This is a genomic window from Streptomyces sp. NPDC001832 (assembly GCF_040297265.1).
Lineage (GTDB): Bacteria > Actinomycetota > Actinomycetes > Streptomycetales > Streptomycetaceae > Streptomyces.
The window spans coordinates 19759-35010 of record NZ_JBEOYU010000002.1 but is presented as its reverse complement, the minus strand read 5'-3'; the positions used below and the strand labels follow the sequence as shown (position 1 = coordinate 35010).

The window sequence follows — 15252 nt, the reverse complement described above, 5'->3', positions numbered from 1 at the left end:
CGCCGTCGACCGTACGGGAGTGATCGGATGATCCACGAGGTCGACGACGTACTGCGGGCCCTGATCAGGGCGGAGGTGCTCGAAGGCGGCCAGATCGCGGTGGTCTTCGACGCCCCGACCCGGGAGTGGGCGGCGAAGGTCAACGCCCCTATGGTCAATCTCTACCTCTACGACATCCGCGAGGACATGCGCAGGCGCGAGCGAGGTCTGCACAACGAGTACGACGAGCGCGGCACGATCATCGCGCGCCGCCGCCCGCCCCGCTTCTTCAAGTTGTCGTACCTGATCACGGCATGGACGAAGCGCCCGGAGGACGAGCACCGGTTGCTCTCGTCGCTGCTCGGCTGCCTGCTGCGGTACGAGGCTCTGCCTCCGGAGCGGTTGACGGGCACCTTGGCAGAGATCGGGGCGTCCGTACCGATGTCGATCGCGCTGCCGCCGCCGGAGGACCGCTCGTTTGCCGACGTATGGAGCGCGCTGGGCGGCGAGTTGAAGCCCTCGCTGGACCTGGTGATCAGCGTGCCGGTGACGGCGTCGCCGAGCTATGTGGTTGGCCCGCCGGTGGGCGACGAGGGGCTGCAGGCCCGCTTCGGGGACGTGCCTGAGGCGGCCGAGCCGGTGTCGGAACCGATGCCGGGGCGCGGGGGACTTCCGGTGTACGGAGGCCGTCCGGGGCGGCCGGGTGGGGGCGCCGCCTCGCGCGTCCCCGATGCGGAACGGCGGCGCGGTCTGTCCCTCCGCATCACGGAGACCCGGAAGGCCCGGGACACGCGCACGGAAGACCGGACGGCCCGTACGGAGGAAAGCGCCGAATGACGACCGTGGGTGATCCGAACCTGCGCCATCTCCTCGCCCGCTCGGTAGCGGTGGAGCAGCGCATCCGACGGGCGGTCGAGGCCCGGCAGCTCACCGATCCGGACCCGGACGACGCCTTCCGCGGCCTCTACCTCACGGACGAGAACATCGCCCGCCTGCTGGACGAGACCGAGGCCCGCGCCTTTCCGTACCCCGTACCGGACTCCGGTGAGGCGCCGGTCTCCGGGGAGGCGTCGGCGGAGCGGTCCAGACTCACGTCCCTGGCGCGCGAGTTCGGCCTCACCGCCCTCGATATCGAGATCCTCCTCATCACCCTCGTACCGGATCTCGACGACCGCTTCGAGGCGTTCTACGGCTACCTGAACGATGACGTCACCCGCCGCCGTCCGTCCATCGGCCTGGCCCTGGGCCTGTGCGGGCTGTCCCCCGCCGACCAGGTGGCGCGCGGCCGGCTGTCGGCCCGTGCCCCGCTCCGCGAGGGCCGCCTCCTCCTGGTCGAGGACCTGGACCGGCCGTTTCTGACCCGAGCACTGCGCGTCCCTGACCGGGTTACCGCGCACCTCCTGGGCGACGACACCCCCGACCCCCGGCTGGCCGACCTCCTCGCCCCCTGGCGCGCCGTCCCGGGAGTCGGCGACCCGGCCCCGCTCGCCGGGGCGCTCGCCCACGGCGCTTCGCTGGCCTACCTCCGCGAGGACCAGGGCGGCGCGGGCACGGCCCTCGCGGCCTCCGCGCTGACCCACGCGGGCCACCGGGTGCTGGGCCTGGACCTGGCACGACTGGCGGAAGACCCGTCCCCCGCCGAAGCGGTCCGCTCCCTGGTCCGCGAGGCCCGGTTGACCGGCGCCGGCGTGGTCTGCGCCCCGCTCGATGCGGTCTCCCGCGACCACCCGGAGCTCCTCCGGCTGCTCACCGGCACCCCGGTCCCCACGATCCTGGTGGGCCGGGCCCCCTGGGACGCGGCCTGGTCCGCCGCCCCACCACTCCTCCTGCACGCCCCACGCGTCGAACCCTCCACCAGGGCCGCCCTCTGGACCGACGCGTACGACGCCCCCGTCCCCGACACCATCGACGTGGACCGGCTGCTCTCGCCGTTCCTCCTCACCCCGGAACAGATCACCCGCGCTGCCCGGGGCGCCGCCCAGACCACCCACCTGGATGGCGGCACCCTCACCCCCGACCATGTCCGCCAGGGCGCCCGCGCCCAGAACGCGGCGGGCCTGGACCGCCTGGCCCGCCGCATTGAACCCACCGTCACCTGGGACGACCTGGTCCTCCCGCCCGACACCCACGCCCAGCTCCGCGAACTCACCGCCCGCGCGCGGCATCGCGACCGGGTCCTTGGGGAGTGGGGCATGCGCCCCGGCGGCGGGCGGGGACGGGGCGTCTCCGCCCTCTTCGCGGGCGACTCGGGCACCGGCAAGACGATGTCGGCGGAGGTCATCGCCGCGGACCTCGGCCTGGACCTCTACACGGTCGACCTGGCGACGGTGATCGACAAGTACGTGGGCGAGACGGAGAAGAACCTGGAACGCATCTTCTCGGAGGCGGCGGGCGTGAACGGGGTCCTCCTCTTCGACGAGGCGGACGCGATCTTCGGCAAGCGCTCCGACGTGAAGGACGCCCACGACCGCTACGCGAACGTCGAGAGCGCGTACCTCCTCCAGCGCATGGAGTCCTTCGACGGGCTGGCCATCCTCGCCACCAACCTCCGGGCCAACCTGGACGACGCGTTCACCCGCCGCCTGGACCTCGTCATCGACTTCCCGGTCCCGGACCCCGAACAGCGCCTCGTCCTCTGGGAGCGCTGCCTGGGCCCCGTACTCCCCCGGGGCAAGGACCTGGACCTCGCCTTCTGCGCGGAGAACTTCGAGCTGGCGGGCGGCAACATCCGCTCGATCGCGGTGACGTCCGCGTACCTGGCGGCGGACACGGGCGAGCCGGTGACGATGCCGACGCTGATCCACGCGATCCAGCGCGAGTACCAGAAGCTGGGCCGGCTGACGCTGGCGTCGGAGTTCGGCCCGTATCTGGAGTTGCTGGCGTGAGCGCCCGACATCTGTCGATCACCTGGAAGATCGGCTTGCTGTGCCCGGACGAGCCGGTCGGGCACAGCGTCAGGCGATCACGACGCGGGAGCCGTTGAAGTTGGCAACAATCTCCAGTTGCCCACCGAGTGCGGCAATGTACGCAGCGATGGTTCCGACCTCCGTAGCTGTCGTCCTCCCACGTTCAATGGCCGACACCCGCTCCTGCCGCACGTGCATACGATCAGCGATCTCGCTCTGGGCCAGACCCAGTTGTTTCCGCATTTCGACCAGTCGATGTGCTCGCGCCTCGGCCACCATGCGATGGGCTCCGCGCTCGATCTTCTCAAGATCCTCGGCATCGAAGACCTCGTTCTTCACTTCGTCCCAGGAGTGGAAAGTAGTCATTTCGATGTGCCCTTCTGCCGCTGAGCCAAGCGTGCCAACCAGTCGTCGTACCGCCCCTCGGCCACGGGGATCGACTGGCTGTACCACTCATGCCACCTTCCCGACTTGTTGCCGGCTACCAAGAGAACCGCATTGCGGTCAGGGTCGAAGACGAACAGGATGCGAATTTCGCTCCTCCCGCCAGAGCCGGGCCGCAGTTATTTGAGGTTGTGCAGCGACGACCCTTTGATCCTGTCCACCAGAGGGCGTCCAAGGTTGGGCCCTTCCTCGACTAGCGCTTGGAGCGCCTGCCCTACAAGCCGAGCCGTGTCCCGCTCATCCTTTCGCAGGCCGAGCAGCCACTCGCGAACCTCGCCCACCATTTCAAGGCTCCATGGCGAGGTGAGGCGGAAACGTGTTAGCTGTCCCTCAAACGGGTGGTGCGTCGGGCCCCGCAGAAGTTGGCATGGTCTCAGTGCCTTGGTGTCGCGCCTGCTCGTCGAGAGCCTTGCGCGAGATCGGGGTTGCCGCCACCGTGGTCAGGGTCGGGCCGGTGACCGACCGGTTCCTCTCTGTACGGCGACGGGAGTCAGCGTGACCGCATTGCCTGTTCTGCCCCACGAATTGCACGGCGACGGCCCGCACAAGGTGATCGCGGTGCACGGCTGGCTCGCCGACCGCTCCGCGTACGCCCCCGTGCTGCCCGACCTCGATCTCGGCTCGTTCCAGTACGCGGTGGTGGACCTGCGCGGATACGGCGAGGCGCGGGACGCGGACGGCTCGTACACCACGGCCGAGGGGGCCGAGGACGTGCTCGCGCTGGCCGACCGGCTCGGCTGGGAGCGGTTCTCGCTGATCGGTCACTCGATGGGCGGCTCCGTCGTCCAGCGGACGCTGGCCACCGCGCCGGAGCGGGTGCGCAGGATCGTCGGGATCTCGCCAGTCCCCGCGTCCGGCCTGCCCCTTCCGCCCGAGCAGTGGGAACTCTTTGCCGCAGCGGCACACACCCCGCAGAACCGGCGGATCATCCTCGACACCACCACCGGAGGCCGTCGCCCCGCGGGCTGGCTAGACCGCATGGTGCGCCGCTCGGTCGCATGCAGCGACGCCACGGCGTTCCGGGCCTGGCTGGATTCCTGGGCGGGCGAGGACTTCCACGAACAGATCGAGGGTTCACCCGTACCCGCTCTCGCCGTCGTGGGCGCGCTGGACCCGGCCCTGTCCGCCAACTTGCAGCGGGCCACCTGGATGCGCTGGTTTCCCCGGGCCGAACTGGTGGAGCTGCCGTCGTGCGGACACTACGCGATGGACGAGGCCCCGCTCGACCTGATCCGCGTGATGGAGGACTTCCTGAGGGCGGACGCGGAGGACGGCGAGGCGGAGGCATGACCGGGTCCGGGGCCGTGCCGGACGTCTTCGATCCCAGGCTGTACGGCTGGGGCATCCCCCACGACCGCTACCGCCTCCTGCGCGACCACCACCCCGTGGCATGGCAGGAGGAGCCGGAGGTGCTCGGCTGGCCGGCGGGCCCCGGTTTCTGGGCGGTCACCCGGCACAAGGACGTGGTCCGGGTCCTGAAGGACTCCTCGACCTACTCCTCGTACCTGGGCGCCACCCAGATCCGCGACCCGGTCCCCGCCGACCTCCCGTTCATACGCCGGATGATGCTCAACCAGGATCCGCCGCACCACCGACGCCTGCGCGTACTTGTCAGCCGCGCCTTCACCCCGAAGCGCATCGACCGCTTCGAGACTGTCGTCCGTGAACGCGCCCGCTCCCTGCTCACCCGGGCGGTCACTGAGGCACGGGCCGGCGACGGCACCTGCGACCTCGTTGCCCAGGTCACCGACGACTACGCCCTGCTCAACCTCACCGACCTGCTAGGCGTACCCGACACCGACCGCGCGCTCCTCCTCCACTGGACCCGACGCGTCATCGGCTACCAGGACCCCGACGAGGCCGGAACACCGGAACTGGGCCCGGACGGTCGACCGCTGAACCCCCGTTCCCCATCCGCCCTGCGGGACATGTTCGACTACGCCCACGCGTTGGCGGCCCACAAGCGCCGACACCCCGCCGACGACGTGATGACGTCCTTGGCCACGGACCCCGAACTGACCGCGCCCGAAATGGAGATGTTCTTCTTCCTGCTGGTGATCGCCGGGAACGACACCGTACGCAGCGCGGCCCCCGGCGGCCTGCACCTCCTGGCGGAGAACCCCGAGGCGTACGGCCGCCTGCGCAACGGCGAGGCGCGGTTCGCCACCGCCGTGGATGAACTCCTCCGCCGCCACCCCCCGGTCCTGACCTTCCGCCGCACCGCCACCCAGGACACGGTGTTGGCGGGCACCCGTATCCGCACCGGTGACAAGGTGGTCGTCTTCCACGCCTCGGCCAACCACGACGAACGCGTCTTCCCCGCCCCGTTCACCCTGAACCTCACCCGCACCCCGAACCCCCACGTCTCCTTCGGCGACGGCCCGCATGTCTGCTTGGGCGCCCACTTCGCGCGGCTGCAACTGCGGGCGCTGTACGAGGAGGTGTGCCGCGCCCTGCCACCCGGTCGACTCCAACTCGCAGACCCGCCAAGTCGCTTGGTATCGAACTTCATCAATGGGTTGAAGTCGCTGCCGGTGCTGGTGGTTTGACGCCTGACAACCAGGACGTTCGCACCTCTGACCCTGAGCATGACCCAAGCGTCCATTGGACACGGCCTTCGAGCGCAAGCCCTTCATGCTTCGCACCGAATCGCGCAATGCGGAGAATCATCAATCACGGCCGCCTTCGGACGCGTAGTATCTAAGATTGCGCTTGGCGATATATCGAGAGAGGAAGAAAAAATGGTCACACGTGCCGATCTGGTCAGTGTATTTGGGGTGAAGTACACATTTCTCGTACCCGCTGCGACCCTTGCAGAAATTCCGCTTCCCGATGCTCCGCGTGCAGAACTCATCTCAATCGGGATTCCTTCGGTGGTCCGCTCCGCCGTTTATATCGATCGCGATATTGTGTCGGGTATCCCGACGTACGGTGACTGGTGCGAAAGCGGAAATCTCTCGTTTTCGCCTGAGGCAGGTCAACTGCTGCGGATCGGATATTGGCACGCTGGAAGCATCTGCCTTTCTCCGTCCAGTGGGGCAGTATATTATGTTTCTCCCTATGAGGCCACAGAAGTAGAACTTATGAGTTCATCACCCGCTCAGTTGAGTGAATGTATGATGATTGCCCATAAGGACGGTCAGGCTAGCGACTTCTTGCCTTCACACGAAGTCATGGCTGAGCGGGAGGCGATTGTGGAAAAACTGCTTGCAGTCGACGAGCCAGCAGTCTCTCCAGTGGATAGCCCGTGGCGAGTCCTGGCGAAAGAGGTCACTGGTCCTGAGTATCGGGACTGAACCTTTTCGGCTCGTTAGCTTCCACCACCCTGGCCGGCCAGTGATTCGGTCTGCTGATCGGACTCGGACTCGCGCTTCTTAATCAGTTCCTGAAGCTCGTCGATATCGGCCAACTGGTCGCGAAGCAGCTTGTCCGGGAACCTTTTGTCAAGAAGATCCATTTGCTGTGTCACTTTGCCGACACCACCGACATCGTCGCGCCTACGGTAGTTCGGCTTATTTTCGGCCAGTCGCTTGTGCTCTTCTTCTTTTGATCCCGAAATTTGCGCCACCTCGGACGAGCTGAAATTCAAACTCCGGAGAGAGTCCATGGTGGCTGCCTCGGAAACCACGCCGGCGGCCGCCAGTATGGCAATGCCGAGTCGCCCGGCCTCGGAGCCACTGACGCTGTGCCACTGAGATTCTTCTGGCACGGCCGGTGCTTTTGATGACGCACCTTGGGCCGACAGAGCCTTTTGGTACTCCTTTCGGGCTTTCTCTATCTGCTTCAGGGTGTCTTCCGAGCTCTGTCCCCAGCGGCGAATCTTGATTCCTTTAGTGAGGTCATCGAGAGTCTTCTGGGTGTCTGAAAGGTCTATAAGGTGAGACTGTGTAATGTATTTATCGATAAGGTCTGAATTTGATTCCCATGCGTCGTTTGCAATATTTGCCCGACCTTCATAAAAGGTTCCAGCCAGCGCATTCGCGCTTATGGTCGCACCTCGAGACCTGAGTTTCTTGATGAATTCTGCAATGTGTAATGCGCAGTTCACGCAAGAGCTTCGGTTGATGAATATGGATATATTGAAGACCACTCCCCCCAGTGGTTCCTCTGATCCGAATCTTTCATTGACGAGGGCGTTCATTGCGTCCGCGACCTTCTCCTCTCCGTGGGCGTCGCTGCTGCTGTTTATGAGTTTTTGGTCGCGCTTCGCCAAGCTTGAGCTCTGAAATATTTTACTGTAGTAGGAAACTGCTTCGCCTGAGGCTTCCCACCCTATGAATCCGCGCGAGAATGTCGGTATGTCGTATTCTTTCTTGGCATCAGTTTCTTTCTTGGTCTTGTCATGCATGTTTCGTGTGGGGCTCTGACCCTTTAGTACGGTCCAGCTCCTGGCTTCATGGATGAGTGCGGGGATTACTTTATTCTTTGCGTTGAAGAAGATTCTTCCAATGAGTCCGCTTTCGTGTGTCGGGTTTACCTTTGCCTGAATCTTGAGGCTGCCGCCCTTGCCGCCTCGAACGAACTTCAAACTCTTGAGGCCGCGGCTTGCGTATCTGTTAAATATGTCTTTCAGGGTGCCGGTGGCATCGTCTTTGCTCTTCCCTCCAGATATCTCTCGATATGCCTCTCGGACGGCTTTGGCGGCCAGTCGCTCCATTGATTCTTTGGAGGGTTTTTGGTCTTCCTTTCCCTTGCCGTTCCCGTTCTTCCCGTCTTTTTTGTCTTTCCCTTTGAGTTTGCCCCAAAGGGCTTTGCCCTTTTTTGCAATGAAGTTGACGATTTTGTTGATGGCGCGGTTGACGGGCCTGGAGACGGCGTGGAAGACGGACTTCACCTTGTTGGCGAGGGAGCCGATGCCGAGGAGTGAGGCGAGGAAGCCGATCAGTAGCGGGACGCTGGCGGCGAGGGCGGCCTCGACCATCTTGGGGACGCCTGCCGAGCCGCCGTTGGCGATGGCGATGACCGCGTCCAGGACGGCGTTGACGAACTCGACGATCTGGGCGCCCTGGTTCACGATGAACGTGACGATGTCGATGATGCCCTTGACTGCGCGGACGAAGGCGGAGGCGGGGTTGAGGAGGGAGATGATCCAGGTGATCCCGGCGATGATGACGGTCGGGATCAGGTAGCTGGTGAGTTTTTCGAGGATGGTGGCCTTGAGGTCGCCCGCCTCGGACTCGATTTCCTTGACGGCGCCTGCGGGGCCTTCCGCGGCGAGTTTCTTCGCGACGGGGACGGAGGACTCGACCGCGGTCATGGCCTGGTCGGGGATGCCCTTGCGGGTGATGCGGGCGCGGATGTTGGCCCAGGTCAGGCCGAGCAGCGAGGCGATGAGCTGGAGGATGCCCTTGAGGTCGAACTTCTGGGGGAGTTCGAGGCCGGCCTTGACGGCGGTGCCGAGCAGCCAGGACACGACGCCTGTTTTGAGGTGTTCGGCGATGTTGGTGATGAAGAGGTTGAGGCCCGCGCCGACCGCGCGTACGAGGTTGCCGAGGAACCCGATGGGGTCCTTGATGATCTTCATGATCGCGGAGGCGGCCTTGGCGAGGATGCCAAGCAGGAGGTTCTTCAGCTCGTTGATCGTCTTGATGACGCCGACGATCGCGTCCTTAGCCTTGTCGATCAGGCCCTTGTTGGCTTCCTGAAGCTTCTTGATCTCCTCGTCGATCTTGTTCAGGGCTGCGGTGTACTTCGTGGCCAGGTCCTGGACCAGTTGCTCGGACTTCTCGTTGACCGTGGCTTCCAGGTCGTCGAACTTTCCCGCGAAGTTCTTCGCCGCGTCCTCGCCGAACTGACGCAGGTCGGCGGGGAGTTTGTCGACCTCGGCCTTCAGCTCCGTACGGCCCTTCGCGATGCGTGCCTTCGCCTTGCCGAGTTCAGCGCCGATGATGTCGGCGACTGACGAGATGACGGTCTGCATCTTCGCGACGTAGAGCTTGCGGGCTTCCTGGAAGAGGTTGTTGGCCTCCTCCGGCATGCCCATGAGCTTGTCCTTGGCCCATTTCGCCGGGCCGAGCATGCCTGAGTAGCGTTTGTCCTTGTACGCCTTCATGCGGCGTTTGTGGTCGGCGGTGAACGCGTCCCGGGCCGCCTTCTCACCCGACGTGAACGCGGTGTCGACCTTCTTGTCGAGGTCGGAGAGGGTGGTCTCGACGTCCTTCTTCGTTCCGTCGTAGACCTTCTGCAGCTTCGCGGTGACCTCGGCCCGCCGTTTCTCGTCCTTCGACTTCGTCTCGCCCTTGCCGCCGTCGACCTGTTTGCCCGCCGCGGTGCGGGTTGCGGTGAGGGCGTTCATGGCCTGGGCGCCGGACGCCGCCGCACCTGCCTTGGCCGTGGACAGTTGTTGGGCTTCGGCTGCCTTGCCCTTGGCGGGGGCCTTCGCGGAGTCCGCTTCCGCCGTCTTCTTCGCGGACAGGGCCTCGTTGAACTCCTGTTCGTTGCCCTTGGCGAGTTGGTCCTCGGTGACCTCGGCGTCCGCCATCGCCTTGTCGTTGGCGGCCGGCCCCTCGGAGAAGTCCGTGACGGAGGCGGGTTGTTGGGCGGGGACGGCGTCTGCCGCGGACGGGGCCCCGGGGTTGGCGGGTGGCTGGTCAGGGGTGAGCGGGGTGACGGGTTTGTCCTTGGCCGCCGATGTGTCGGGTGGGGCCTTGGTGGCCGTGTCGATGTCCTTGGCCGAGGACTCCTTGCCGTCCTTGACCTTTCCGTCGACCTCGTCCTTGATCTGGTCGGCCTTGCCGGACTTGGAGAACTTGTCGGCCTGATCGAGGTTCTTCGGGGCCTGGGCGTCGATCGCTTTGTTCACCGCGTCGATGAACGCCTGCTTGTTGAACTCGCCGGGCTTCGCCGCGTTCATCTTCTCCGCGTTCGCCGCCTTGCCCTGCGCCTCCTTGTCGTCCGGTGGTGCAACGGCCGCGTCCTGCGCCGACTTCGACTCGGCGGTGGCCGGGGCATGGACGGCGATCCTGGTGCGTTTGGCGGCGACATCGGCTTTCACTTTGCGGAATCCGGGAGCCTGAGTCGGGGACGGTTTCACGGGGGCCGTGTAGCGCTGGGCGACCAGGCGGGACACGGCGGCGTTGCCCGCCGCGCGTTGCAGTCGTTGCAGGCTGCGGGGGTCGGGGCCGGGGCGGTCCCCGAGCGGGCGTTCCGGTGCGGGTGTCGTCGTACGTGAGACATCCGTACGAGGAGGAGTGGTATCGCTACGGACAGAGGCGGGGTCCTTCTCCGGAACCGCCTTCATCCGCCCTCCCGGCCAAACGTGTGCCCTGTCGCCGTCCCAGGGTGTGTTCAGTACCTGCGCAGTACGCAGGGCATGCGCACCGCGGTCGGGGGCAGCGCCCACCGGCACGTACAGCACGTGGGCATTGCCTGATCGGGCAGCAGCCGGTGCACGGGTGGGCGGCCGTGTGTCCGTTCCCGGTGATCGCGGCTGTCGCGAGAATTGCGGGCGTTCCCCGGCCAAGGAGAGACTCATATGCCGTCGTACCTGTCCCCGGGCGTCTACGTCGAAGAGATCGAGTCCGGGTCCCGGCCGATCGAAGGGGTGGGCACCTCGGTCGCCGCCTTCGTCGGCTTCGCCCAGAAGGGCCCGTTCGACGAGCCGACGCTGATCACCAACTGGAGCCAGTTCGCCGGCACGTTCGGTGACTTCGTCGACGGTGCGTATTTGGCGTCGGCCGTGTACGGGTTCTTCGCCAACGGTGGCGGCGTCTGCTACGTGGTACGTATCGGTGACGGCACCGAGCCGCAGGCGGAAGGGGACGACGAGCCCAGCGCCGGGCAGCTGCCCGCGGGGTCGGAGACGCAGCTCGGGCCGTACGCGGTGAAGCCCCGCCCCGGTGTGACGGGAGAGGTCACCGTCGAGGTGACGGAGGTCGAGGGGGACGATCCGCCCTCCGACGTCTTCCAGTTGATCGTGAAGCGGGACGGGCAGGTCGCGGAGACGTACCCGGGCGTCACGACCAAGCGCAGCAAGGAGAACGTCGCCACCCGGGTCAGCGCGAAGTCGGAGCTCATCGAGATACGCGAGACGGCCCGCGGTGCCGCCCCGGCCAAGCCCGAGCCGCAGACCGTGACCCTGGCTCCGGCGGCGCCCGCGTCACCCGGAGCCGGGGCGCTGACTCCGGAGGTGTACGTCGGCGATCCCGACCGCCGGACCGGCCTCGGCGGGCTCGAAGCCGTCGAAGAGGTCACCACCATCGCCGTCCCGGACCTGATGAGCGCATACGAACGCGGGCTGCTGGACCTGGAGTCGGTCATCGCTGTGCAGCAGGGGCTGGTCAGTCACTGCGAGTTGATGGGCGACCGTGTCGCCATCCTCGACCCGCCGCCCGGACTGAGCCCGCAGCAGATCCGCGCCTGGCGGACCGACCGGGCGAACTTCGACTCCAAGTACGCCACGCTCTACTACCCCTGGATCCGGGTCGCCGATCCCTCGTCGGGGCGCGCGCAACTGGTCCCGCCGAGCGGCCACATCGCTGGGGTCTGGGCCCGCAACGACGAGTCGCGCGGTGTGCACAAGGCCCCCGCCAACGAGGTCGTACGAGGGGCGGTGGCCCTGCAGACCCAGCTGACCAAGGGCGAACACGATCTGCTCAACCCGATCGGGCTGAACTGCATCCGGTCCTTTCCCGGACGCGGCATCCGGGTCTGGGGCGCACGCACGCTGGCCTCGGACCCGGCCTGGCGCTATCTGAATGTCCGGCGTCTCTTCAACTACCTGGAGGAGTCGATCCTCGCCGGTACGCAGTGGGTCGTCTTCGAACCGAACGACGACGCCCTGTGGGCCCGTATCCGGCGCACGGTCTCGGCATTCCTGGTCAACGAGTGGCGCAAGGGAGCGCTGTTCGGGCTCACCCCGGAAGAGGCGTTCTACGTCAAGTGCGACCGCGAGACCAACCCGCCGGAAAGCATCGACGCAGGTCAGGTCATCTGCGAGATCGGGGTGGCACCGGTCAGGCCGGCCGAGTTCGTCGTCTTCCGCCTCTCCCAGCTGACCGGGGGCACCGGCGGCGTTGACGAATAGCACCGCCGGAGCCGGGCCGAGCAGCGCGGCCGTCCTGAGGTCCACCAAGCGGTAAAAGCCGTAAAGGAGCCTGTTGTGCCACTTCCCGATCTCGACAGCACCGTCGGGGCCTCCTTCGGCCTCGAATTCGACAGCGTCGTCATCAAGCAGATCACCGAGGTCAGTGGTCTGAAGATGGAGCAGGACGTCATCGAGCTGAAGCAGAACACCGCCGACGGCCGCTACGCCATCAAGAAGCTCCCGGGCCGACCGAAGGCCGGTGAAGTGACCGTGACCCGGGGCCTCACTGAGGACAACAGCTTCGAACGGTGGATCAAGGACTCCCGGTTCGGCCGGATGACCACGGCCCGCCGCAACGGTGCGGTCATCGTGTACGACCACGAGGGCATCGCCATCAAGCGCTACAAACTCATCAACGCCTGGCCGAAGTCCCTCGAAATCGGCACTCTCAAGGCCGGTGACACCTCGGTCCTGACGGAGAAGCTCGCGATCACCTACGAGAGCATGGAACTCGACTGATGCGGCGTACGGCTCCGGCCCAGGCCCCTGAGCGGCCGGACGCGCACCTTCCGGCCGGCGGCAGTGGGCGGCCCGGTCAACGGGAGTCGCTCCGTACCGAGTTCACCTTCGAGCTGCCGCGCGGGTACGTCGACGACGCGGGCGTCGTCCACCATACGGGCGTCATGCGGCTCGCGACCGCACGCGACGAACTCGTGCCGCTGCGGGACGACCGGGTGCGGGAGAACTCCGCGTACCTCTCGGTCGTGCTCATTGCCCGGGTCGTCACCCGAATCGGCACGATCGACGACATCCACCCCGGCATCATCGAGGACCTCTTCGCCTCCGACCTGGCCTTTCTCCAGGACTTCTACCGGCGGATCAACGCCGAGGGACACACCCGCGCCGCTGTTACCTGTCCGTCCTGCCAGGAGGAGTTCGCGGTGAATCTCGCCGGTGGCCGCCTGGGGGAATCGTGACGTACGCGGCCGACCTGCTCTACGAGGAGGTCGCGTACCTCGCCTATCACTTCCACTGGCCGCTCGATGAGCTGCTGGACCTGGAGCACCCGGAACGACTGAGGTTCGTCGCACAGATCGCTCGCCTCAACGGGCAGTAGCGAACAGCGCAGGGAGGGCGGGAAAATCTATGGGCCTGATGTCCTGGCTGCGCGGTGGCGGGCGCACGGAGGCGAGTACGGGCGCCGAGGCGGGCAGTGCGGGCGCCGCCCCGCAGGCGTCGCTGCGCGAACGGGTCGACCTGTCCGAACTGCCGCCCATCCAGCGGACTCTGGGCACTCAGGATCTGGTCATCGACCCCTCCGGATTCCAGGGTTCGCTCTCCACTCGGCAGGACGCCTCGCTCGGGACACCCCTCGGGCATCTGGTCAGCCCCGACGCGCCCACCGGGCTGGTGCACGGGATCACCGCCCCGGTCACCACGGACCGTCCGTCACCGGTGCAGCGGTCCGTGGAGCGTTCGGCGGAGCTGCCGGTCGAGGCCAGGTCCGTCCCCCTGCCCGTATCCCTGTCCGTGCCCATGCAGCGCGTCGTTCCGGGTGATGCGCCTGTGATGACGTCGGCCGGGGAGGTGGCCGCGGCGGAGTTGCCGGTGCGCCAACTGGTGGGCGAGCAGCCCCTTGCGGCGGCATCCGAATCGGCTGCGCCCGAGCCCGCGACGCGGAACCCGTCCCCGTCCCCGGCTCCGCCCGTTCAGCGATCGGCGGTGCCGCCCGCCCCCGGTCCAGCTCGGCGTGCGCCCGGTCTTGGTGCTCCCATGTCCGCACTGCCGCCAACGGCACGGCGACAGGCCGCCGTTGAAGGTCCCGGTGCGGAGTCCAGGGAGATTCTGGTTGCCCGGAGCGTGGTGGACGGTGGGGGCGGTGAGGTTGCCGAGGCCGCTCAGGTGCCTTTGGCCCCGGAGGCGGAACCCGGCTCCGGGGGGCCCACCGCGCCGCTGCTTGGTGACTCTCCCTTGCTCCCCGCGGCGCCGGGCCCCGCGCCGGCGGTGCAGCGGACTCCTGCCGTGGAGCCGCGGTCTCCCCTGGCGCCGCCCCCGAGCACGGCCCCGGTCGCGCCGCTGCTCGCCGACCGGCCCGTGACGCTGCAGAACGTGAGTGGTGGTGGGCCCAGGGCCGTACAGCGTTCCGCAGTGGACAGGATGGCACCGTCTTTGCCGGCCGGCGCGGGACCGGTGCCGAGTCCCGAGCAGGTGTCCTTGGCCGATGCCGTTCCGGTGCGCTGGACGTCCGGCGGGGCGGGGGCACCGGCGATGACGGCGACACCGTCCGTACCGGCGGAGCTGCAACGTGCCGTCACAGCTTCGAGGCAGGAGGCGGGCGCGGCTTCCCCGCCGCTTCCCGCCCTTCAGCGGCAGGCAGCCGGGGGGCCGCCGGTGCCTCGTTCATTGCCGGGTTCCGGTAGCCGTACCGCACCGTCCGCCGCCCACGCCCCCTCCGCGCCCTCCACCCCCTCCGCGCCCTCCTTCACCTCGGCCGGTTCGGTCGCCGTGGCCGCCGGAGTGGCTCAGCGGATGGCCGACGGCAGCGTCGTCTTCGGGTCGCCGCCACCGTCGTACGCGCCGCCCGTCGTCCAGCGCGAGACCGAGACGGAGGAGCCACCGCCACCGGATCCGCCCCAGGAGGCCGCGCCCGAACCCGACCCGGAGCCCTATCCGGAACCCGGCCCCACGGCCGAGGACCACGGCTCGGCCGCCCCCGGCGGCCCGCCCGATCAGCGCGGCGGTCACGGCGGTGGCGGGGCACCCGTCGTCACCGACGAGCTGGTACGCGCCCTGTACACACCGCTCAGCAGGCTCTTCAAGGCGGATCTGCGACTGGAACGCGAACGAGCGGGATTTCTCATCAACACCCGGCACTGATGAACGGCAGCGACAGCGACA

12 protein-coding genes and 1 pseudogene are annotated in these 15252 nt (G+C 67.1%); 10 read left to right on the top strand and 3 right to left on the bottom strand.

What is annotated here, in order from left to right:
* Positions 1-27: 27 nt before the first annotated feature.
* Both ABT115_RS02365 and ABT115_RS02360 read left to right on the top strand, forming a co-directional pair.
* The gene (locus ABT115_RS02365) at positions 28-816 is read left to right on the top strand and encodes a Pvc16 family protein (protein ID WP_351783164.1); all 789 of its coding nucleotides are present in this window, start codon (positions 28-30) and stop codon (positions 814-816) included.
* Entirely contained in the window at positions 813-2864 is a 2052-nt protein-coding gene (locus ABT115_RS02360; RefSeq protein WP_351783161.1) for an ATP-binding protein, read from the top strand. The genes ABT115_RS02365 and ABT115_RS02360 overlap by 4 nt, the downstream gene beginning before the upstream one ends.
* 69 nt (positions 2865-2933) lie before the next feature.
* Here ABT115_RS02360 and ABT115_RS02355 read toward each other — a convergent pair whose 3' ends face one another.
* Both ABT115_RS02355 and ABT115_RS02350 read right to left on the bottom strand, forming a co-directional pair.
* Positions 2934-3251 (bottom strand): helix-turn-helix domain-containing protein, encoded by a 318-nt coding sequence (locus ABT115_RS02355; protein ID WP_351783158.1) that lies wholly within the window; start codon positions 3249-3251, stop codon positions 2934-2936.
* Positions 3248-3613: pseudogene (locus ABT115_RS02350) on the bottom strand (type II toxin-antitoxin system RelE/ParE family toxin). Before ABT115_RS02350 ends, ABT115_RS02355 begins: the two are co-directional and overlap by 4 nt.
* 211 nt (positions 3614-3824) lie before the next feature.
* Here ABT115_RS02350 and ABT115_RS02345 point away from each other — a divergent pair.
* The 3 genes from ABT115_RS02345 (at position 3825) to ABT115_RS02335 (ending at position 6625) form a co-directional block, all read left to right on the top strand.
* Positions 3825-4619 (top strand): alpha/beta fold hydrolase, encoded by a 795-nt coding sequence (locus ABT115_RS02345; RefSeq protein ID WP_351783155.1) that lies wholly within the window; start codon positions 3825-3827, stop codon positions 4617-4619.
* Positions 4616-5878 carry a cytochrome P450 gene (locus ABT115_RS02340; RefSeq protein ID WP_351783152.1) on the top strand — a complete coding sequence of 421 codons (1263 nt, stop codon included), beginning with the start codon at positions 4616-4618 and terminating at the stop codon, positions 5876-5878. The genes ABT115_RS02345 and ABT115_RS02340 overlap by 4 nt, the downstream gene beginning before the upstream one ends.
* Positions 5879-6070: 192 nt before the next feature.
* A complete protein-coding gene (locus ABT115_RS02335) occupies positions 6071-6625 on the top strand; it encodes an SUKH-4 family immunity protein (protein ID WP_351783149.1) in 555 nt (184 codons plus the stop codon).
* A gap of 14 nt (positions 6626-6639) precedes the next feature.
* On the opposite strand, the gene ABT115_RS02330 is transcribed toward ABT115_RS02335, so the two are convergent.
* Complete coding sequence (locus tag ABT115_RS02330) at positions 6640-10569, bottom strand: phage tail protein (protein WP_502969018.1); 3930 nt, start codon at positions 10567-10569, stop codon at positions 6640-6642.
* A gap of 234 nt (positions 10570-10803) precedes the next feature.
* Here ABT115_RS02330 and ABT115_RS02325 point away from each other — a divergent pair, with 234 nt between their 5' ends.
* The 5 genes from ABT115_RS02325 to ABT115_RS02305 all read left to right on the top strand — a co-directional run bounded on the left by ABT115_RS02325 (position 10804) and on the right by ABT115_RS02305 (position 15231).
* The gene (locus ABT115_RS02325) at positions 10804-12354 is read left to right on the top strand and encodes a phage tail sheath family protein (RefSeq protein ID WP_351783143.1); all 1551 of its coding nucleotides are present in this window, start codon (positions 10804-10806) and stop codon (positions 12352-12354) included.
* 75 nt (positions 12355-12429) lie between these two features.
* Positions 12430-12873, top strand: a complete 444-nt coding sequence (locus tag ABT115_RS02320; protein ID WP_148833117.1) for a phage tail protein — start codon at positions 12430-12432, stop codon at positions 12871-12873.
* Positions 12873-13331, top strand: coding sequence for a hypothetical protein (locus ABT115_RS02315; protein ID WP_351783140.1), 459 nt, complete (start codon positions 12873-12875; stop codon positions 13329-13331). The genes ABT115_RS02320 and ABT115_RS02315 overlap by 1 nt, the downstream gene beginning before the upstream one ends.
* Complete coding sequence (locus tag ABT115_RS02310) at positions 13328-13471, top strand: DUF6760 family protein (protein ID WP_093896703.1); 144 nt, start codon at positions 13328-13330, stop codon at positions 13469-13471. The genes ABT115_RS02315 and ABT115_RS02310 overlap by 4 nt, the downstream gene beginning before the upstream one ends.
* Positions 13472-13500: 29 nt before the next feature.
* Positions 13501-15231, top strand: coding sequence for a hypothetical protein (locus tag ABT115_RS02305; RefSeq protein WP_351783137.1), 1731 nt, complete (start codon positions 13501-13503; stop codon positions 15229-15231).
* Positions 15232-15252 lie beyond the last annotated feature (21 nt).

Bases quoted from the DNA above. Each gene is read 5' to 3' on its own strand.
- ABT115_RS02365 (WP_351783164.1), top strand. From the start codon at position 28: ATGATCCACGAGGTCGACGACGTACTGCGGGCCCTGATCAGGGCGGAG.
- ABT115_RS02360 (WP_351783161.1), top strand. From the start codon at position 813: ATGACGACCGTGGGTGATCCGAACCTGCGCCATCTCCTCGCCCGCTCG.
- ABT115_RS02355 (WP_351783158.1), bottom strand. From the start codon at position 3,251: ATGACTACTTTCCACTCCTGGGACGAAGTGAAGAACGAGGTCTTCGAT.
- ABT115_RS02340 (WP_351783152.1), top strand. From the start codon at position 4,616: ATGACCGGGTCCGGGGCCGTGCCGGACGTCTTCGATCCCAGGCTGTAC.
- ABT115_RS02335 (WP_351783149.1), top strand. From the start codon at position 6,071: ATGGTCACACGTGCCGATCTGGTCAGTGTATTTGGGGTGAAGTACACA.
- ABT115_RS02330 (WP_502969018.1), bottom strand. From the start codon at position 10,569: ATGAAGGCGGTTCCGGAGAAGGACCCCGCCTCTGTCCGTAGCGATACC.
- ABT115_RS02325 (WP_351783143.1), top strand. From the start codon at position 10,804: ATGCCGTCGTACCTGTCCCCGGGCGTCTACGTCGAAGAGATCGAGTCC.
- ABT115_RS02315 (WP_351783140.1), top strand. From the start codon at position 12,873: ATGCGGCGTACGGCTCCGGCCCAGGCCCCTGAGCGGCCGGACGCGCAC.
- ABT115_RS02305 (WP_351783137.1), top strand. From the start codon at position 13,501: ATGGGCCTGATGTCCTGGCTGCGCGGTGGCGGGCGCACGGAGGCGAGT.